This is a genomic window from Pseudomonas palleroniana (genome assembly GCF_022836895.1).
GTDB lineage: Bacteria > Pseudomonadota > Gammaproteobacteria > Pseudomonadales > Pseudomonadaceae > Aquipseudomonas > Aquipseudomonas palleroniana.
In genome coordinates this window covers 3,860,712-3,879,786 of sequence record NZ_CP092411.1, presented here as the reverse complement: position 1 = coordinate 3,879,786, position 19,075 = coordinate 3,860,712, and the positions used below count along the sequence as shown (strand labels likewise).

Annotated in this window: 16 protein-coding genes; 14 read left to right on the top strand and 2 right to left on the bottom strand. The window is 55.9% G+C overall.

The features are described from left to right. Positions 1-12 precede the first annotated feature (12 nt). From MJP36_RS17495 to MJP36_RS17430, 14 genes are all read left to right on the top strand, one after another. Positions 13-375, top strand: coding sequence for a response regulator (locus tag MJP36_RS17495; protein WP_244383603.1), 363 nt, complete (start codon positions 13-15; stop codon positions 373-375). A 639-nt stretch (positions 376-1,014) separates the two neighbouring features. Continuing rightward, positions 1,015-2,118: a GAF domain-containing protein gene (locus MJP36_RS17490; RefSeq protein WP_244383602.1), complete on the top strand. Its 1,104-nt coding sequence runs from the start codon at positions 1,015-1,017 to the stop codon at positions 2,116-2,118. 92 nt (positions 2,119-2,210) lie between these two features. Then, entirely contained in the window at positions 2,211-2,495 is a 285-nt protein-coding gene (locus MJP36_RS28170) for a superinfection immunity protein (protein WP_425226319.1), read from the top strand. Between the two features lie 55 nt (positions 2,496-2,550). After that, the gene (locus MJP36_RS17480) at positions 2,551-5,811 is read left to right on the top strand and encodes a phage tail tape measure protein (RefSeq protein WP_244383601.1); all 3,261 of its coding nucleotides are present in this window, start codon (positions 2,551-2,553) and stop codon (positions 5,809-5,811) included. 2 nt (positions 5,812-5,813) lie between these two features. Continuing rightward, a complete protein-coding gene (locus MJP36_RS17475; protein ID WP_244383600.1) occupies positions 5,814-6,152 on the top strand; it encodes a phage tail protein in 339 nt (112 codons plus the stop codon). A gap of 10 nt (positions 6,153-6,162) precedes the next feature. Further along, the gene (locus tag MJP36_RS17470) at positions 6,163-6,912 is read left to right on the top strand and encodes a phage minor tail protein L (protein ID WP_244383599.1); all 750 of its coding nucleotides are present in this window, start codon (positions 6,163-6,165) and stop codon (positions 6,910-6,912) included. A gap of 3 nt (positions 6,913-6,915) precedes the next feature. Further along, positions 6,916-7,671 carry a C40 family peptidase gene (locus MJP36_RS17465; RefSeq protein ID WP_244383598.1) on the top strand — a complete coding sequence of 252 codons (756 nt, stop codon included), beginning with the start codon at positions 6,916-6,918 and terminating at the stop codon, positions 7,669-7,671. Beyond that, positions 7,668-8,246 carry a tail assembly protein gene (locus MJP36_RS17460; RefSeq protein ID WP_244383597.1) on the top strand — a complete coding sequence of 193 codons (579 nt, stop codon included), beginning with the start codon at positions 7,668-7,670 and terminating at the stop codon, positions 8,244-8,246. The genes MJP36_RS17465 and MJP36_RS17460 overlap by 4 nt, the downstream gene beginning before the upstream one ends. Positions 8,247-8,303: 57 nt before the next feature. Beyond that, complete coding sequence (locus MJP36_RS17455) at positions 8,304-12,170, top strand: TipJ family phage tail tip protein (RefSeq protein ID WP_244383596.1); 3,867 nt, start codon at positions 8,304-8,306, stop codon at positions 12,168-12,170. A gap of 334 nt (positions 12,171-12,504) precedes the next feature. Continuing rightward, complete coding sequence (locus tag MJP36_RS17450; protein WP_244383595.1) at positions 12,505-13,185, top strand: hypothetical protein; 681 nt, start codon at positions 12,505-12,507, stop codon at positions 13,183-13,185. 54 nt (positions 13,186-13,239) lie between these two features. After that, complete coding sequence (locus tag MJP36_RS17445) at positions 13,240-14,013, top strand: hypothetical protein (protein WP_244383594.1); 774 nt, start codon at positions 13,240-13,242, stop codon at positions 14,011-14,013. Continuing rightward, positions 14,014-14,568 carry a tail fiber assembly protein gene (locus MJP36_RS17440; RefSeq protein WP_244383593.1) on the top strand — a complete coding sequence of 185 codons (555 nt, stop codon included), beginning with the start codon at positions 14,014-14,016 and terminating at the stop codon, positions 14,566-14,568. It abuts the gene before it with no gap. Between the two features lie 56 nt (positions 14,569-14,624). After that, complete coding sequence (locus tag MJP36_RS17435; RefSeq protein ID WP_244383592.1) at positions 14,625-15,158, top strand: glycoside hydrolase family 19 protein; 534 nt, start codon at positions 14,625-14,627, stop codon at positions 15,156-15,158. Next, on the top strand, positions 15,155-15,670 hold the full coding sequence (locus MJP36_RS17430; protein ID WP_244383591.1) for a lysis system spanin subunit: 516 nt from the start codon (positions 15,155-15,157) through the stop codon (positions 15,668-15,670). The genes MJP36_RS17435 and MJP36_RS17430 overlap by 4 nt, the downstream gene beginning before the upstream one ends. A 735-nt stretch (positions 15,671-16,405) precedes the next feature. Here MJP36_RS17430 and MJP36_RS17420 read toward each other — a convergent pair. Further along, positions 16,406-16,921 carry a GAF domain-containing protein gene (locus MJP36_RS17420; protein WP_244383590.1) on the bottom strand — a complete coding sequence of 172 codons (516 nt, stop codon included), beginning with the start codon at positions 16,919-16,921 and terminating at the stop codon, positions 16,406-16,408. Positions 16,922-17,002: 81 nt separating this feature from the next. Continuing rightward, positions 17,003-18,631 (bottom strand): methyl-accepting chemotaxis protein, encoded by a 1,629-nt coding sequence (locus MJP36_RS17415; protein ID WP_244383589.1) that lies wholly within the window; start codon positions 18,629-18,631, stop codon positions 17,003-17,005. Positions 18,632-19,075: the final 444 nt, after the last annotated feature.

Below are 19,075 nucleotides of genomic sequence, written 5' to 3'. Positions count from 1 at the left end.
GGTTAAACTAAAATGACCACCATCTTGGTCGTCGACGACGAATATTTGATCGCTGACATTCTCAGCTTCGCGCTGGAAGATGATGGGTTCATGGTGGTAACCGCCAGTAATGGTCAAAAAGGACTAGAGGTGCTTGATAGAGAAAGACCAGCATTGATCATCACCGATTTCATGATGCCGGTCATGGACGGCTTAGAATTCGCCACAGCTGTGCGAGCACTTCCTTCCACTAATCACTTACCGATTATTTTGATGAGCGGCGCCCAGGCGGATATTGGTAGGCAAAGACCAGATTTGTTTGATGCTGTATTACCAAAGCCATTCGATATCCACTTGATTATCACCGAGGTTAGAAAACTTCTAGCCTCAGAGTAGCAGGGGCATCAGTTACTGCGGCATTTGCAATCTCTACGTCCCAATCGACCAAGTGCGTACGCTGGCAATCACCGGACTCATACTGACCTGCGGCCTTTCCGGCATCGTCGATCGCTCCCACTGCTTCATGCACATATCCATGACTAGACCGGAAGCGCGCAGAGCCCAAGTGAAGCCTAGAGACCGCAATAAATTGCGCGTGATCGCAGTCGTCCAGGTGAACACGCCTCGAGATGACTTTACGAAGGCCCTAGCGGGAGGAAGTCGGCAGATTCGGACGATGCGCAGTTGTCTAGAAGTGGCTGGCGGATCACTCACCGCCTAGGATCCGTTCAGGAATGCTCCACCAGCCTTTGCTTGCGGGGATACCTGTCTCGCGTCTCACCTGTACCAAGCGTCGTACGCGCCTTGAACCTTCACCCAATTGATTTAAGATATCCAATCACCAACTAGACTTTTAAAGTCACCGGACTCGAACACAGCTTACCATTGGCCCCATTGATGCTTTCAACGGTGGTAGCTTACGAGGGCCGGGAATCTAGTGTAGGGGGTACCATCGATACAGAACTGAACACTTCATCCCCGTCCTCATCATGGAAGCAACTGCTTTCCGCTCAACGCCATGCCCTTGAGATGGCCATGTCGCGCAAGGGCCTGGATGAGCTTCTGCGTTTTATTTCGGGTGTCGGAAGCGACCACCTTGGGGGAAGGTCTGCAATATTCCTTGTTGACGAAGGCGGTAAGACCCTACGGTACGGAGCATCCTGCGGGCTTGATGCAGGCTACATCCAAGCTATTGAAGGTTTTGAAATCGGCCCCCACTCTCCATCTTGTGGGACGGCTGCATACACCGGTGACCTCGTTATAGTCGGCGACGTAGCCGCTGATCAACTGTGGGCACCTTTCCTGGAATTGGCTAATCAACATGGAATCGCTGCTTGCTGGTCAAAACCGTTGATGGATGCTCGGGGTGTGATCATCGGTACCTACGCAATTTACCATCGTGAATTGCGCAAACCGACATCATTCGAGCTTGAGGCGATAGAGTTGTTGGCTCACACCGCTGCAATGATGATTGAGCGATCAATTGCGGACACTACGTTGCAGGCAACCGTTGACGCACTTCAGCGCAGCGAAATGGCTACCCGTGAAGTTAGCCACAGGGTGATGAATACCCTCCACGTGCTCGAAGGCATCATGGCTGCCAAAATCCGCTCTATAGTTGATCCCCAAGCCAAACTTGTGACTACAGAAGCACTTGAGCGACTTCGATCTATGTCGCTTGTACATCAAAAGTTGTTCGCAATGACTCAACAACTTCAAGTCGACGTTGACGCCTCGGTTTTTCTCACCGGCTTGGTCAGTGATCTACGACAGACGTTTGTTGCAGGCAAGAACCTAACGCTTTCAATGATAAATGATGAGGGCATTTTGCTTACGGCAGAGCGGTGCGCATCGTTGGGACTACTGATGGTGGAACTTGTCCTTAACGCGATCAAGCACGCTTTTGGCCCTGACCATGACAACAGCACAATCAACATACGCTTTCGGCGTGACGGTGACGCCGTACTGTTGTCTGTGAGCGATAACGGAAAGGGCCTGCTTGAGGGTAAATTGGAGCCTAAGCCCAAGAGGCTTGGCGCCAAATTGATAGAATCTTTTTTGAAAGATCTCCATGCTGAACTCAGAATCCGGAATTTGATAGAGGGCGCAGAATTTACAGCCCGATTTCCCTTAGGCTGATCAAAGCAGTTCATTTGGATTGCACCGCTGAGGCCTGCTATGTCTAGTGAATCGGGAGTGATTGGCTCTCTAATGCTGTTTTTATTGGTGCGGTGCTTTATTTCTTGCCAACTATTAACGGCAAAAGCAGAAAGCACCCAAATACGGACTCCATATTTCTTCTTTACTTATTTTTGGGATGGACCCTCATAGGGTGGGTGGTTGGGCTGGTCTGGTCAGCATCCGCCATAAGCAAGCCTGTGGAAGCGAAGAACAGCGCCACAGCTCCAGAGATCGACAGATACGAAGCCCTTGAAAAGCTTGTGTTCATGAAGGAACGCGGATTTATTTCGGAAGATGAATTCCAAGCCGAAAAAGCAAGACTGCTTCGAAGCTGAACATCAATACAACCACTACCCGCTACGGCGGGTTTTTTTATGCCCGGAGAAAATAATGAGCACCAACTTCGCGTCCCTGGGCATTGCCGTTGAGTCCTCGCAAGCAGCAAAGGCCGCTGACGACCTGGATAAATTGGTTAACTCGGCAGAAGGTGCACAGAAGGCGATCGACGACCTAGGCAAGACTGGTGAAGGCTTGGCCAGCACGGGCAAGAAGATCACTCAGGCAGAAAATGATGTAGCCCAGGGCGTCGAGAAGTCCACTGCCGCGATAGATCGCAGGTCCGGTGCAAGTCGCAAAGCGACTGAAAGCGCCGCCGCAGAGATCACCGTTATCAGCCAACTCGACAAGGCGATAACGGGCAATATCGACACCATTGAATCCTTAGTGCGGGCAGAGGGTTTGTTGGAGCGCGCTCGCAAAGGCGGCTTGGTCACTATCGAGGATCAGGCAAAGTATCAGGATCAGCTGGGAAAGGCCTACGACAAGATTGAAAATGCTGAAGCCAAAGAGCTGGCGCAGAAGCAGAAGCTGATCGAAGCGGAAAATCGTCAGATTGAGGCGCTTAAGCGTACCGTTAACGGGATTGACCCAGTGACCGCCAAGTTGGCGAAGCTTGAGGCTCAGGAGAAGGCGCTCAACGACCTGCATAAAGCTGGTCAGATCGACGCTGAGCGCTACAGCGAGGCTCTGGCTAAGATCGGTAAGGACCGGGCGGGGCTGACTGAAGCCGCTAGCGCTTTCGACAAACTGAAGCTCGGCACACGCCAGGCTCAAGAAAACGTCATGCAGTTGGCTAACGCCATCCAGGCAGGCGATTTGGGCAGTGGGGCGCGCGCGATCGCTCAGTTGGGTGCTGGCGCCGGTGAATCAGCGAAAAGCCTCGCAGGGATGCTGATTCCGGCCAGCCTACTGGTCGCTGTAATCGGCTCGCTGGGCTACGCCTACTTCGATGCAATGAAGCAGGCGCGCGAGTTCAATGCCGCTATCAATGGCGGTACAAATGGTGCCGGGCAAACCATCGCCAGCCTGAAGGACATGGCCGACGGCGCTGGGCGTGTCACCGGGAACCTGTCTGGTGCGCGAGAGGCCGTTGTTTCGCTTGCGTCTGGCGCGGCCACCAGCGGCACCCAGATGCGCAATCTGGCTGAAGCTGCAGCCGCAGTCAGTGAAGTTACCGGTCAGGGGGCGGGTGAACTCGCCAAATCCTTTGCGAACGCTGGCGATACAGCAACAGAAGCCGCCAGCAAGATCAGCAGTCAGTACGGATTGATCACCCTCGAGCAGTACCAGGTGATCAAGGGACTGGATGACCAGGGCGAGAGCCAGCGTGCTCTGGATACGCTCAGCGAAGATTTGAATCAGGCCGCCTTGACGCGCCTGAAGACCTACCGTGAGTCGTTATCTGATGTAGAGCGCGACTGGGACAAGATCAAGAACGCCATCAAAGGCGCGTACGCAGAAGTCCGGTCGGAGATATTCCCTGACCTGGCCAAGCAGATCGAGATCACCCAGCGCGTTCTGGATACCCGCAAGGGCGGCGGAGTTGCGGGCGCTATCTCTAACGGGCTGAGTTCTTTGAACTCGGCTCTTGGGCTAGGCACCGGTGAGCATGACGACTCAACTGAGGCGCTTGAGAAGAAACTTGCCGACCTGAAGGCTAGGCAGACTGCCAGCGCTAACCTTGCAATCGTCACCGGTGAAAACGCCGACGCAAATCAGAAGGCAATCGAGGCTCAGAAAGCGCTGGATGCGCAACTCGACAACGTCAACCCTCTGAACAAGCGTAAAGCAGGACTGGAAAAGCTCAACAACCAGTTCAAAGCGCTTTACGAAAATGCAGAAAAGGCAGGACAGAAGTCGCCACTGCTTGACGGTGTGAGCTACGACGGCAAAAAGTTCTCCGGTGGCGCGTACGACATTCTTTTGAAGGGCCTTCAGGATAAAAACAAGGACCCGAAAGCCGCTGGTACTCAGGTCGATCTGACCAGCTTCAACAACGCCAAAAACGACCTGGCGGCGATCACCGACACCTACAAAAACTACCAGAAGGAACTGGAAGCAGCGCGGAAGTCGGGCTTGTTTTCCGAGGAAGACTACCTTCTGCGTCGTCAAGCATTGATCGGTAACGAACTCGACCAGACGACGGCAGCCTACGAGGCGGAGATCTCCGCACTGGAGGCAGCGAAGGGCAAGAAGACCACTTCGGCCGCGCAAAGCATCCAGCTCGACCAGAAGATCGCTGACGCGCGCGCAGGGATGGTAAAGGCGCAAAAGGACGCGGATAGCCAGCTTGAGGTGTTGGCGACGAATGAGACCGGTCGACTTGCCAAGCAGGAGCGGTCAATCAGCTCCTACGTTCAGGCGTTGGGGCAGCAACAGAAAGCTTTGGAGTTGGCCGGGCAACGTGCCGTGTTGGGCGTGGGCCAGGGTGACCGCCAGAACGCACTGAGTGCGCAGTTGAACAGCCAGCAAGATCGGTTTGCCCAGCAGTCGCTTGAGCTGGAAAACCAACGATCTGACCCATCGCGCAACATGTCGGAGGAGGAGTTCAAGCGCAAGTCACAGGCGCTCGCTGATGCGAACAAGGCTGCCACTGACCAGATCCGTCAGAACTACGGGGATGTGGAGAACGCCCAGGGCGATTGGACGAAGGGCGCAACGGCTGCTTGGGAAAACTATTTGGATTCAGCAAAGGACATCGCCGGCCAGACCAAGAGCTTGTTCGGTAACGCCTTCAGCTCCATGGAGGATTCCATCGTCAACTTCGCGTTGACCGGCAAGGCGTCGTTTGCTGACTTCACCAAATCGATCTTGGCGGATATGGCGCGTATCGCTACTCGGCAAGCTGCATCCAGCATTTTTTCGAGCATAGCGTCTGCGTTTGGAGGTGCCGGTGCCAGCTTCGGGTCCAGCATCGGCAGCGCTCTCGTAGAAGGTCGAGCATCCGGCGGCCCTGTCGATCCCAACACCTTGTACGAGGTGAACGAGAAGGGACCTGAACTGTTCAGCCAGGGCGGTCGTTCGTACCTCATGACCGGAGCGCAGGGAGGCAGCGTGACACCGCTCATGACTGGTGGGGCCTCGATCACGGCACCGTCTGGAAGTAGTGGCGGGGGAGGCGGTGGCAACACCTACAACTTCCCGGTGTCGGTGTCCGTGCAAACGGCAGGCGACGGCGGCAGTGCGACCAAGGAAGACACCACGGAACTGGGCAAGGGCATCCAGCAAGCGGCTAAAACTGAGGCTGAAGCCGCCATTGCCAAGGGCCTCCAGCCTGGCGGCTCAATCTGGCGCCTAATCAATGGAAGGTAACTATGGCGATTGAAACGTTCACCTGGCCCACCCAGCACGGGGAGGCACCCGATATCACCTATCGGGTGCGCACCTCCCAGTTCGGGGACGGCTACAAGCAGGAGGTCGGTGACGGGATCAACAACAAAGTTGATTCCTACCCGATTACCCATACCGGCAACAACACCACGGCCCTGGCCATTATGGCCTTCTTCGATCGTCACAATGGCGCCAAGGCTTTCCTGTGGACCACTCCGCTTGGCCAGCTCGGGCTGTTCACCTGCAAGAACCCAACCCCTACACCCATGGGTGGGGGCGTATTCAAAGTGACGGCGACGTTCGAGCGCGCCTTTCACCCGTAAAGGTCTTCCCATGTCGCTGATCAATGCTATCCAGACCCTTGAGCCTGGCAACGAAATCATGCTGTTCGAACTGGACGGCAGCGATTACGGCGCCGATGTTCTGCGCTTCCATGGCCACGCTATCCCGCACACTCCCGCGGAACTGATCGCCGCCGGCGCGAACGCTGACCAGCTACCGGCCAAATCGATATGGTGGAAGGGCGAAGAGTACGGCGCCTGGCCCATGCAGTACGAGGGCAGCGAGGCGAACGGTGACGGTACGGCGGTGCGGCCCAAGTTGTCGGTAGGCAACGTGAACGGGCGCATCACCGCGCTATGCCTGGCTTTCGAGGACCTGCTCGAGTTCAAGTTGACCATTCGCAATACCCTGGCCGAATTCATCGACGCGGCGAACTTCGAAGGTGGAAACCCGACGGCAGATCCCACTCAGGAATCGATTGAGGTTTGGTACGTCGACCAGAAGACGAACGAAGACGGCGAGACGGTCAGCTGGGACTTGGCCAGCCCGGGCGACGTCGGCGGCGAAACGATTGGCCGGCAGATGACAACCCTTTGCCACTGGTGCCTTACCGGCGGCTATCGCGGCCCCAACTGTGGTTACACCGGGCCCTACGTCACCAAGGACGGGATCGTTACCGACAACCCTGAGCTTGATGTGTGCGATGCCACCCTTGGCAAGGGCTGTATCCCGCGCTTCGGCGATGGCAACCCTTTGCCATTCGGCGGTTTCCCCGCTGTTTCACTCATTGCCCGGAGCTGAAGAATGCGCAAAAACATCATTGCGGCTGTCCAGGAACATGCGGCGGCCGAGTACCCGAAAGAGTGCTGCGGCCTGGTACTGGCCGTTGGCCGGGCGCAGAAGTACTTCCCATGCCGCAATATCGCGACCGAGCCAAACGAAGAGTTCAGGTTGGACCCAGAGGACTACGCCGCGGCGGAAGACCTGGGCGAGGTGATCGGCATTGTGCACTCGCACCCGGACGCCACCAGCCGCCCGTCATCGCGCGACCTTGCCATGTGCGAGGCCACGGCGCTGCCCTGGCATATCCTGTCGTGGCCAGAAGGCGACCTGCGAACGATCACGCCAACCGGCAGCACACCATTGCTCAAGCGTCCATTCGTGCACGGCGCCTGGGACTGCTGGCAGGTCTGCGCTGACTGGTACCGGCGTGAGTGGGGCCTTGAGTTCGAGGCCTTCCAGCGCACCGAGGGTTGGTGGGAGAGCACAGATAGCATCAGCCTGTACGAGGCGAACTATGCCGCCGTCGGCTTTGAGCGCGTCGACAGCCCGCAGCGCGGCGACATGATCGTGATGGAGGTCGGCCGCACGGCTCACCCAAACCACGCGGGGATATACCTGGGCACTGACCCGGCGCTGCCTGGCGAAGACGCCGGCATTTTCGGGCCTGGGCCGTTTGTGCTGCACCACCTGTATGGCCGGCCGTCCGAAGTATTCGTCTACGGCGGCCCGTGGCTCCAGCGCACCCGCCTAATTCTTCGACACAAGGAGGCCAGATGAGCGCCATCGTTTATTCGCCGATGACCACTATCAAACTGTCCGGCTCGCTGGCCCAGAAGTTCGGCAGGCTGCATCGGCGCCAGGTTGGGTCGGGCGATACCTGGGAGGTGTTCAGGGCGCTGAAGGCAACCGTTGACGGGTTCGAAGCCGAGATCCGGCGACTTGACCGGCTCGGTCTTCGCTTTGCCATCTTCCGCAACCGGAAGAATGTCGGCGCCGATGATTTCAACATGGGCGGCACCAGGGAAATCAGGATTGTCCCCTTGGTGGAGGGCAGCAAGCGCGGCGGCATTCTGCAGATCGTGCTGGGCGTGGTGTTGATCGCTGCCAGCTACTTCGGTGCTCCGACGGCGCCGGCGGGCATTGCGCTGCTGGCCGGTGGTGTTATCCAGATGCTCAGCCCGCAGGCTGCCGGCCTCAAACAGAGCGCATCACCGGAAAACATGCCCAGTTACGCGTTTGGCTCAGCCAAGAACACTACGGCCAGCGGCAACCCGGTACCCATCTGCATCGGTGAGCGACGGTGGGGTGGGGCAATCATCTCTGCATCTATTTACGCCGAAGACAAAACGTAGGCGCAACGAACGAAACAAGCCGGCCATGAGCCGGTTTTTTATTGCCTGGAGGAAAGCATGGGCGCAGCACAAAAGCTGGAAATTCATGGTTCCAAGGGTGGGGAGAGCAAGCCAAAGTCGCCTGTAGAGTCACCCGACAGTCTGCGCTCCACCAACGTGGCCAAGATCCTGATCGCGGTTGGCGAGGGTGAATTTGACGGCACGCCCACCGCGCGCGACATCTTCCTCGACAACACTCCCATCCAGGATGCCAGCGGCAACTTCAACTTCACCAACGTGAAGTGGGACTGGCGGCCGGGCTCCGTCGAGCAAACCTACATTCCGGGTATCCCGTCTGTCGACAACGAGACATCGCTGAATATCGAGTTGCGCAGCGGAACGCCGTGGGTTCAGTCGCTGACCAACCTGCAGCTGTCGGCAGCACGTATCCGCCTTGCCACGCCGCGGCTTGCGAGCCAGGACAACGAAGGGAACATTGGTGGTTACAGCATCCAGTACGCTGTCGACGTTGCCACTGATGGCGGGGCCTATCAGGAAGTGTTGGTCGGAGCCATAACCGGCAAGACCACAACTCGCTACGAGCGCTCCTTGCGCGTTGATCTGCCGCCGGCAACAAGTGGCTGGCTGATCCGTGTTCGCCGAATCACCCCAAACCAGAATACCGACAAGATCGCAGACAGCCTCTTCATCGCCGGCTACACCCAGGTGATCGACGCAAAGCTGCGCTACCCAAACACTGCGCTGCTGTTCGTCGAGTTCGACGCCGAGCAGTTCACCAACATTCCAGCGGTGACCGTGAAGTGCAAGGCCCGCCGCTGGCAGGTGCCGAGCAACTACGACCCGGTGTCCCGTACCTACTCTGGCGCCTGGGACGGCACAATGAAGGAGGCCTGGACCAATAACCCGGCCTGGATCACCTACGGAATCTGCACCCAAGACCGTTTCGGCCTGGGCCGCCGCATCAAGCCGTGGATGGTGGACAAGTGGGAGCTTTACCGCATCGCGCAGTATTGCGACCAGATGGTACCGAATGGTGCTGACGGCGTTGAGCCGCGCTTTCTCTGCGACATGAATCTGCAGGGCAAGGCCGACGCCTGGTCTTTGCTGCGCGACATCGCCGGCATCTACCGCGGCATGACGTACTGGGCCCAGGGCCAATTGGTCATGCAGGCTGATATGCCTCGCTCGCAGGACATCGACTACGTCTTCACCCGATCCAACGTCATCGACGGCAAAATTTCCTACGGCAGCGCGTCGGCGAAGACCAGATTCACCCGCTGCCTGGTCAGCTACGACAACCCACTGAACAACTACGACACTGACGTCACCGTATATGCAGACCTGCCGCTCCAGCGCCGTCTTGGTGACAAGCCGACGGAGATCAGTGCGATCGGTTGCACTCGGGCATCTGAGGCTCAACGCCGCGCCAAGTGGCTGGTGCTGAGCAACAACCAGGACCGTACGATAAGCTTCAGGACCGGCATGGAAGGCCGCATACCTCTGCCTGGATTCATCATCCCGGTGGCCGACTCGCTCTTGGCGGGCCGGGAGATAGGCGGGCGCATTGCCGCGGCGACGAGCAAGGTCATCACTTTGGACCGCGATACTCTGGTCAAGGCTGGTGACCGGCTGGTGATCAACCTTCCAGGCGGCCGTGCGGAAGGGCGCACCGTGGAAAGCGTGAGCGGCCGTAATATAACCGTGACCATTGCCTACAGCGAGGCGCCGGCTGCACAGCTTCAGTGGGCAATCGACGCCGACGACCTTGCAATCCCTCTGTATAGAGTGATGAGGACTGCGCGTACGCCGGAGGGTGACTACGACATCAGCGCTTTGCAGTATGAGCCGGGCAAGTTCCCCAGTATCGACACCGGCGCACGTCTCGAAGAGCGCCCAATCAGCGTAATTCCAATCACAGTGGTTCCGCCGCCGGCCAGCGTCACGCTGACGTCGAGCTACGCCGTGAACCAGGGCATTGCCATCAGCACCATGAACATCTCGTGGCCCGCCGTAACCGGTGCCGTCGCGTATGACGTGGAGTGGCGCAAGGACAATGGCAACTGGATCAAGGTGCAACGCACCGGCTCGACCAGTGTCGACGTCACCGGGATTTACTCGGGTGCATATCTGGCCAGGGTGCGGGCTGTGAGCGCCTTTGAGATTTCTTCGATCTGGAAAAGCTCCAGCCTGACCAATCTTGAGGGTAAGACTGGCCTACCGCCGGCGGTGTCATCGCTGACCACCACCAGCCTGGTCTACGGCATCGGTATTCAGTGGACTTTTCCGCCGGGTGCCGAGGACACGCAGCGCACGGAGATCTGGTATAGCCAGTCGGCAGATCTGGCAACGGCGGTAAAACTGAGCGACTTCAGTTACCCCCAGGCTTCGCACGAAATGCATAGTCTGCTGGCCGGCGCGAGCTTGTTCTTCTGGGCGCGCTTGGTGGATCGGACCGGCAACATCGGCCCGTTCTCCCCGGTGACCGGTGCGGTCAATGGCCACGCGAGCACCAATCAGAGCGATTATGAGGCGTACTACGCCGAGAAAATCGGCAAGGGCGCCCTGTATCAGAGCCTGCGTGAGGAGATCGAGCTGATTTCAGGCGATGGGCCAGGCTCTGTAAATGAACGCCTTGAGGAAGCCAAACAAGAGCTAGAGAATTTGATCAAGCAGTTGAGCGATGCGCTTGCCTACGACCCGACGAAGCCATACGCGAAGGGCGACATTGTGCGGCTTTATCAGCGCCTCTACCAAGCCAAAGGACCGGTGCCGGTGGGGGCCTCGCCGCCCGACGCGGCGTACTGGATCGATATCGGCACCATCCTTGAGACGACCGATGCACTGGTGTCTCAAGTTCAGATCATCGAGACCAAGATCGAAGAGATCGACGGCAAGGTGTTGGCTACTGCGACCTCAGTCGAGGCTCTGCGCTCAGCTGCTCGCGGTGATGACGGCGCCGGCGATTTGGCCGACGCAATCAAGGGCTGGACGTCCACGGCAGATCTCGCCGTGGAGCGTAAAACGCGAGCCGGTGAAACGGATGCGATGGCCCAGCAACTGTTGACCCTCGGCGCGCAGGTGGGCGACAACAAGTCGTCGCTCACCGTTCTGGAACAGGTGGTGGCCAGCAACCGCGAAACTTCAGCGGCGCAGATCACACAGCTGAAAAGTGATCTATCGGACGTCGATCAAAAGGCGATCGGCAATGCCCAGGCCATCACAAGCCTGGACACAAAGGTCACCAACCTGGACGGGAAGATCACATCGCAGGCGTCGAGCAATGAGGCTCTGCGGGCATCGGTCCGTGGTGATGACGGTTCTGGCGATTTGGCTGGCGCTCTCAAAGCTTGGGATTCCACGGCAGCTATCAGCACCGAGAAACGGGTGCGAGCATCTGAAATCGAGGCTCAGGCCAAGGTATCGGAAACGCTGCAGTCGAGCATCGGCGAAACGAGCGCATCCGTCAGGTCGGTGAGCGAGACAGTGGTCGGCCTCGACAACAAAGTTTCAGCCCAGGTCACGCTGCAGGCACAAACAATTGTCGGTGGCCGGCGAGTCACTACTGGCCTTGCCTTTGGTTCAAATGGGTCGCAGTCGGAGTTCCTGATCATGGCCCAGCGTATGGCAGTCGTGAACGAGATTGACGGCAAGGTCATTCCGATGTTTGTGATCGAGAACGGCCAAGTCGTTTTCAACACGGCGATCATCAGCAAAGCGATCATCCAGGAAATCATCCTGGGGATGGTGTTGCGTTCCCCTACGCTCGACTCGAAGGGTCGCCCACTGCTGGAGATCAACATTCCAGCGGGCACATTCACTGTTCGAGGCGAGGGAACTGGTGGATCAACGCTGCTTGATAACACAGGCGTCACCGTTTACGACGGCTCTGAGAAGCGTCGAGGGAAGTTCGGGAGGCTTTCATAATGGCCGAATTCGGACTTGGAACATGGGACGAAAACGACGTGCAACTACTTGGGCCCGCATCCTTCACGATGCGGCCAGTACTTTCAGTGTTGGTAACCTTTTCCGGCGGTGGAGCATCGTCGCAAACATTCGATGTCCCTGGTATTACACCTGAGAATGGTTTTGCCATTGTCGTTCCAATCGCAAGTTATAGCGTGGGCGGTCAGTTACACCAGATCCAGTTCGAGCCGGAAATGCTAACAGGTGCGGTTAGGGTGTGGAGAGGTCATAGAACAGCCGTAAACGGATTGTACGGATCTGGAACGCAGCGACTCATCGTTGCGAGGGTACGATAATGGGATATGGATTTGAGTTTATTAATAACGATGATGCAGTAAGCGTTGACTCTGAATTTTCGAGGATCGTTGTTTACTCAAAAGGAAGGTATGCCCCCACGCAAGAGTCAGGTTTAGGTTCCATCACCTATTTCCCGAAAGCGGTCACAACACAAGAGCCGCCGCTTGTCTTCGTGAAGCCCGACACGGTAAACGCCGTGGCAGGGCTTTGTCGGGCGTTAATCATCGGCTCGCCTGGAAACTGGACAGGGTTCTATGTCAGAGCCTACAGCACTACGTCGGCACAGCCGAATGGAAGGTACTTCGCGGCCGGGTTTCAGGTTACTCCAAGCGATCAGTATGGGGCTCAACTTTTCGACGCGTCAGAGAACCTTGTATTCGATACTGGTAGTCCTGTAGCGGTGTTCACAAAGGCTTTGCAGTCTTGGACGTATGTAATGTCTGGATCTGATGCTCAAGGCATACCAATGGCTTACTTTAGTGTGCCTTTTGATTTCTCATCTGATGATTATATGCTGATTAACAACTTCGCCATGGATATGGCCGGATCTCAGATTAGAGACGTCAGCTTGTATTGCTGGTGGGACTTTCCAAGTAATCGCTTGTGGGCGATTACTATCGGGGTGGGAGTGCAAACCAGTCTCTATTTACCTGTTGTTTTTTCTAAGATGAAAGCTTAATCGTCAACGGCTGCCATGCGTTTTGTGGCTGAACATTTAAATATGGAGTGAATCATGGCTTCTTGGTTTTCAGAAGGAACCGTCAGCGTTACTAACGGCAGCGCCACTGTGACGGGTGTTGGTACGAAGTTTTCTAATTCCCGATCTGGCGATATGTTTGTTGGTCCGGATAACGGTATCTATCAGGTTATCAATCCATCGAGTGACACCTCTGTTTCGATATCGCCGGCTTACCGTGGCGCCACCTCGGCAGGCGCCGTTTACGGGATTGTTCCGGTGAACGGTTACCCTAAAGCACTTGCTGACGCCGTCAATCTTTTGGTTCAGCAGTGGGGCGCCACTCTTGCCGGGCTGGGGCCTCTCGCAAGCGCGACTATCGCGCCGGTGGCGAACGGTGGTACCGGTGGCAGTACTCAGGCAACGGCCCGCGCTGGACTCGGCCTCGGCAGCGCGGCCACGGCCTCCATCGGCCTGAACCCTGGCAACGTGCAGGCAGTCGGCGCCTTCGGCAACGGTATCGATTACGCCGCTGGCCTGACGCTGTGCACGGACATCAGCGGTAGCCAGGTATCGAAGACCGGTATCTACCGTTATTCCTCAACGACTTCTGGTAAGCCGGATGTCGGCTCGGGTTTCGGAGCGCTGCAACAGTTCTCCGCTACCTTCGACGGCACCTACAACTTCGGCGCTCAGTTGGCCGTTGATTACGCATCTACGGAAATGATGATGCGTCGCCTCACTGGCTCATCAGGCTGGTCAGCCTGGGCGAAGTTCTACAGCACCGCCAACACCACCCGCGCCGCTGACGGCACACTTAAGGCGATCTAAATGACAACTCGAGCAGCAGTAAACATCCTCGGCGCTAACGGCGCAGTTATCGACATCACGTCCCTGGGGGTGGACACCATCACCACGGAACACCCAGGCCCAGGGCAATACCTGGTCTACGGCACGCTTGGGATGGCGCCGGCTCCTGAAGGTTGGGGCTACGTCGTGAATCAGATCGATGCGGCCTGCTCGGTTGCTATCAGCTACCACGACGGGGTGCTGGGGGTCAGCATTGCCAAAGACGGCGAGCCTGCTGATCTGGAACACAGCATTACGCTGCATGTTGCGGTCGAGTCTTTGCCGCCTCAGGAGCTGCCGCAATCGGATCTGCCAGCAGTTGACCCGCTGGAAGCCGCCCAAGAGGAAATCACCAGTCTCCGATCAGCTGCCGACTACGCAATCGCACCACTTCAAGATGCTGTAGATGTTGACGAAGCCACCGATGCAGAACTTGCAGCTATAAAGGCCTGGAAGAAATATCGGGTGGCGCTCAGCCGTGTGGTTGACCAGGCGGATTACCCGCAAGCCATTCAATGGCCTGTCATTCCGGCGTAACCGCTGCTGCCTACCAACAGCCGCCTTGAGCGGTTTTTTTGTGCCTGGAGAAAGCCATGCCGATTACTGAGCAGCAGTTGCTGCAGATCCTCCCGAACGCCGGCCGCCAAGCCGGCGTTTTTGTTCCTGTGTTGAATGCGGCCATGGGTCGCTATGGAATCGTCGGCACGGCTCGGGCCGCCGCGTTTATCGCCCAGGTAGGGCATGAGTCGGGCCAGTTGCGTTACGTCCGCGAGATCTGGGGGCCGACAGCGCAGCAACTCGGCTATGAGGGGCGCGCTGACCTGGGCAACACCGTGCCGGGCGACGGCTCCAAGTTCCGTGGCCGTGGCCTGATCCAGATCACCGGACGGGCCAACTATGCCGCGTGCGGCGAGGCCCTGGGCTTCGACCTGATCAACAACCCCCAGCTTCTGGAACTCCCACAACACGCCGCGATGTCGGCGGCCTGGTTCTGGTCGACGCGCGGTTTGAACACCCTGGCCGACCAGGGCGAGTTCGTGAAGATCACGCGGCGCATCAACGGTGGCGTGAATGGGTTGGCCGACCGCCAATCGCTGTACGACAAAGCGCTCAAGGTGTTGGCATGACGCCGGTGCAGAAACTGGCCGGCCTGGCGGTGCTGATCCTTGCGCTCATGGCCGGGGCCGCCGGCGTTACCTGGCAGGTTCAGGACTGGCGCATGGGCAAGAAGCTCGCCGAGCAGGCCGGGCTGCATCAGGGTGACCTGGACAGAATCAGCATGGCCGCCGCCGCACAGGCCCGCGCCGAACAAGAAAAGCGCCTGACCCTGGAGCAACAGCTGGTAGGCCAGGACCAACAACACGCCCGAGAACTTTCCGATGCCCAACGTAACCAGGCTGCTCTGCGCGATCGCCTTGCCACTGCTGATGTGCGGCTGTCAGTCCTCCTTGCCGATGATACAGCCGGTGGCTGCAACGTGCCTTCCACCCCCAGCGCCGTCGGCGTGGTTCATGCAACCCATCGAGCCCAACTTGACCCAGCGCATGCTCAAAGAATTATCGCCATCACCGACGACGGCGATAACGCCGTGATCGCCCTGCGGGCATGCCAGGCGTATGTGAGAGCGATTGCACGCTGAATACGCTGAACTATTATTGCCGGTAGTTTTCCTACTGCGATCGTGTACTTATTGGTAAGGCGACATGGATAAAGAGCTTGCAGGTCTTTCGTTTCTGCTTACGCTTGGCTGGGTTGTCGCCGTGGTATTCGTGATGTGGTATTTCTCCACGCCCTAGCTGATAGGCCGATGAGTTCAGGCCCCTTGTTGCGAACACTACCCACGGTCGTAACTACCTTGAATCACTCAAAGTTCTCAGCCGGTCCGCCCTGTTGCAGCACTATCTGCTCGGCGCGTTCCTGGGGTCTGGCCGGGTCCAACCATTCCTGAGTCAGTTCGGGCCTCAACACTACCGGGCGGCAAGTGTGAATATCCGCCATGTCGCAGTGCGACCTACTAGGTCTACGACCGGCGCATGCGCAAGAGACTCGACGAGCAGGCCAGGACCAACAGCACGCCCGAGACCTTCCGGTACCCTACGTAACCAGGCTCTCCTACTTGATCCCCTTGCAACTGCTGATTTCCGGCTTTCAGTCCTTCTCGCCGTCACAGATACTGCCGGTGGCCGCAACGTGCCTGTCACCCCCGGCGCCTTCGGTGTGCATACAACCCGTCGAGCTCAATTTGACCAAGCGCATGCTCAAAAAAATATCGCAATCACCGACGACGGCGATACCGCGGTTTATTCGTTGAGTGCTTGTCAGGCATGTATCTCCGTTATTCTTCAATTATATGTCGTAGGACTAATTCGCTAAGCTAGAGTAGCTGTCGTAGCTTTTCGGTAATATTGAAAGAAAATATGCAGCCTATAAGATCTGCAAATAAAACTAAAGTCCCCTCAAGATCAGGATCTTCAAATAATATCGGTCTTGAATCTAATGCGCAAAGAGCGCCATATAACTGTCCGTTAGGAAGGAAGATTGGCGCTCCGGCATAACTTTCTAAACCGTACCGCTTAACGACGCTGCGCTCTGAATACCTAGCATCGCTACTAATATTGGAAATGAAGAGCGCTTTTGGGTTTCTTCTCAACTCACTACATAGAGTGATTTCAATTTCTAAAATGTTTCCCGTTTCTATGCCTAGATGCGTTGGGTCAAACACTGAGCATACGATCCAATGCTTTTCTGTAAATTTAGCTATACCAGCAAACCGCATGCCTGTGAGTCGAGTTACTAGTTGCAAAATCGAGTTGACGGCATCGCTCTCGACTAGTGCCGAGTTTTTATCCGCGCTCAGCTCGGAAAGCAAGACAGCTTCATTAGAGTCCATTTTTTCTCTTCAATCTATAACTGAGCGCATGATGGTTGGTTTTTATATCTGCTTTGCAAGTTTTGCAGAATATTAATTTAATTACTGGGTCTTAAAGCGGAGAACCAAGTCGTTCAGGTTTATGGCAAGTCGAGACAACTCATTGCTCGCAGCTAAAGTCTGACGAGCGCCTTCGGTGCTCTGAGTCGCGAGGTCTCGGATGCTAATAAGACTACGATCTACGTCCCTCGCTACGTGAGCTTGTTCCTCGGAGGCGGTTGCAATTTGTATATTGCGGTCGTTTATTTCTAGCACCGAATCAATGATTTGGCGTAACGATTCACCGGCTTGTTCCGCAGTGTCTCGGGTTTTGTGAACCTCAGATGTACTCTTCCGCATCGATTCGACCGCAGATGAAGAGCCTGTTTGTATGGTTGATATCATCTGTTCAATTTCTTGGGTTGAGGTTTGTGTACGGTGCGCCAAAGCCCTAACCTCATCTGCAACAACCGCAAACCCACGACCTTGTTCGCCTGCGCGAGCAGCTTCAATTGCTGCGTTTAACGCTAAAAGGTTCGTCTGTTCGGCGATGGATCTAATTACACTCAGAACTTTAGTGATATCCTGAGCCTGTTCTGCGAGCTCTTCTACCTGAGTTGAAGAAACTTCGACCATGCCTGTCAAACCCCGCATCGCAGTTAATGTCTCGTTCACTCTTTGGCTGCCGAGTCCAGCCGCTGAGCTTGACTGCATCGCTGCCTCTGATGTGGAGTTAGCATTTCTGGCGACTTCCTCTACAGCAGCACTCATCTCAGTCACCGCGGTAGCTGCTTGTTCAATTTCACTATTTTGCTGCTGCAAGGTGCGGTCTGCACTTTCTGTAATGGAGGTCATTTCAACTGCTGCAGTACTCAGTTGAGCAGATGCTCCAGAAATTTCTAAAATTGTACTTCGTAGATTTTTTTGCATAAGATTCAGTGCTCTCATCAAGCGTGAAGCCTCATCTGATCCTGTTACTTCTAGATCTTGAGTTAGGTCGCCCAACGAGATATCCTCGGCTAACTTAAGCGAGGAGCTTATGGGGTCGACAATGCTTTTCGTGAACATGACTGCCAAAGCGATGGTTAAGATGAATGCCATCACCAGCACTGCGATTAGCACATTAACACTATGGGAGTAAATATTTGTCGCCTCTTTGCCCGAGACTACAGCCTGAGCTGCATTCTGGTCTCGTAGAATCGTGAGCTGCTCTTGATAATCAGTTGCAAGTCTCGCCTGTTCAGTATTCGCGAAAACAATAGCTTGGTCATGATCGGTTATATCTAAGGAAAGTACTTTTTTGAGCCCGTTAATGTAGGCGGTCATGGCCTGAGTGGTTTTCGAAAGCTGAAGTTCATCCTGTTCGCCAGACATCAAATGGTCATGGTAATATGCTGTTTTAGATTGTAGTATTTGTATTGATTCTTCCACGACGGAAAACGACTTATCGTGTACATCTTTAGTTGTACTTGAGAGCATTCGAATGCTCTCAAGGCGAGCGTGAAGAAGGGCGATTTGAATGTCATCGACGATCTGTACGCTTGGTAATGAATTTTTCTCTATGTCCTGCTCTGCGTTGTGTAAGTGATTTATCTGTAGATATGAGAACCCTGCCGAGATGATTAGCAGAATTGTTATTAGTCCGAAGCAGACGAAAGCTCTGCGCGCGATATTCAAGGAGCGTAATTTCATAGAGGCCTCCAGGGGCCGAGGTTTGATAACGGTGCATCTCCGCGTGCGAACGGAGGCGGCCTGTTATGCCCCATTCCTCCGCTTTGCGCCTTCATTGCCAGCTTAGGGAGGAATTGAGTATTGATGAATACAAAATAATGAATCGAGATAATAGGCGCGCTAAATAATTGCGCATCAACTAGTTTAACTTGTTGTTTTCAAAGGGTATCTTAGATTTTTTAGATTGAGAAATCGTCGGATACCTCCTGCTACCGTATCCGTCCTGCTGCTTTCACTTCGGCAGGGGTCATTTATACGCGACCTACGGCCTCCCATTCTGCCGGCCCTTGGATGGGGGGCTGGATGTGATTTTCGTATGTGGTGCGTCTCCAATAGATAGGCTGCCCAGGTTTCTCCTACGTCGCGCGCGTGCGCTTGATAATTTTCAAATAGAAAATTCAGGAA

Bases quoted from the DNA above. Each gene is read 5' to 3' on its own strand.
- MJP36_RS17420 (WP_244383590.1), bottom strand. From the start codon at position 16,921: ATGGACTCTAATGAAGCTGTCTTGCTTTCCGAGCTGAGCGCGGATAAA.
- MJP36_RS17435 (WP_244383592.1), top strand. From the start codon at position 14,625: ATGCCGATTACTGAGCAGCAGTTGCTGCAGATCCTCCCGAACGCCGGC.
- MJP36_RS17475 (WP_244383600.1), top strand. From the start codon at position 5,814: ATGGCGATTGAAACGTTCACCTGGCCCACCCAGCACGGGGAGGCACCC.
- MJP36_RS17455 (WP_244383596.1), top strand. From the start codon at position 8,304: ATGGGCGCAGCACAAAAGCTGGAAATTCATGGTTCCAAGGGTGGGGAG.
- MJP36_RS17495 (WP_244383603.1), top strand. From the start codon at position 13: ATGACCACCATCTTGGTCGTCGACGACGAATATTTGATCGCTGACATT.
- MJP36_RS17465 (WP_244383598.1), top strand. From the start codon at position 6,916: ATGCGCAAAAACATCATTGCGGCTGTCCAGGAACATGCGGCGGCCGAG.
- MJP36_RS17445 (WP_244383594.1), top strand. From the start codon at position 13,240: ATGGCTTCTTGGTTTTCAGAAGGAACCGTCAGCGTTACTAACGGCAGC.
- MJP36_RS17450 (WP_244383595.1), top strand. From the start codon at position 12,505: ATGGGATATGGATTTGAGTTTATTAATAACGATGATGCAGTAAGCGTT.
- MJP36_RS17440 (WP_244383593.1), top strand. From the start codon at position 14,014: ATGACAACTCGAGCAGCAGTAAACATCCTCGGCGCTAACGGCGCAGTT.
- MJP36_RS17490 (WP_244383602.1), top strand. From the start codon at position 1,015: ATGTCGCGCAAGGGCCTGGATGAGCTTCTGCGTTTTATTTCGGGTGTC.
- MJP36_RS17460 (WP_244383597.1), top strand. From the start codon at position 7,668: ATGAGCGCCATCGTTTATTCGCCGATGACCACTATCAAACTGTCCGGC.
- MJP36_RS17470 (WP_244383599.1), top strand. From the start codon at position 6,163: ATGTCGCTGATCAATGCTATCCAGACCCTTGAGCCTGGCAACGAAATC.
- MJP36_RS17415 (WP_244383589.1), bottom strand. From the start codon at position 18,631: ATGAAATTACGCTCCTTGAATATCGCGCGCAGAGCTTTCGTCTGCTTC.
- MJP36_RS17430 (WP_244383591.1), top strand. From the start codon at position 15,155: ATGACGCCGGTGCAGAAACTGGCCGGCCTGGCGGTGCTGATCCTTGCG.
- MJP36_RS17480 (WP_244383601.1), top strand. From the start codon at position 2,551: ATGAGCACCAACTTCGCGTCCCTGGGCATTGCCGTTGAGTCCTCGCAA.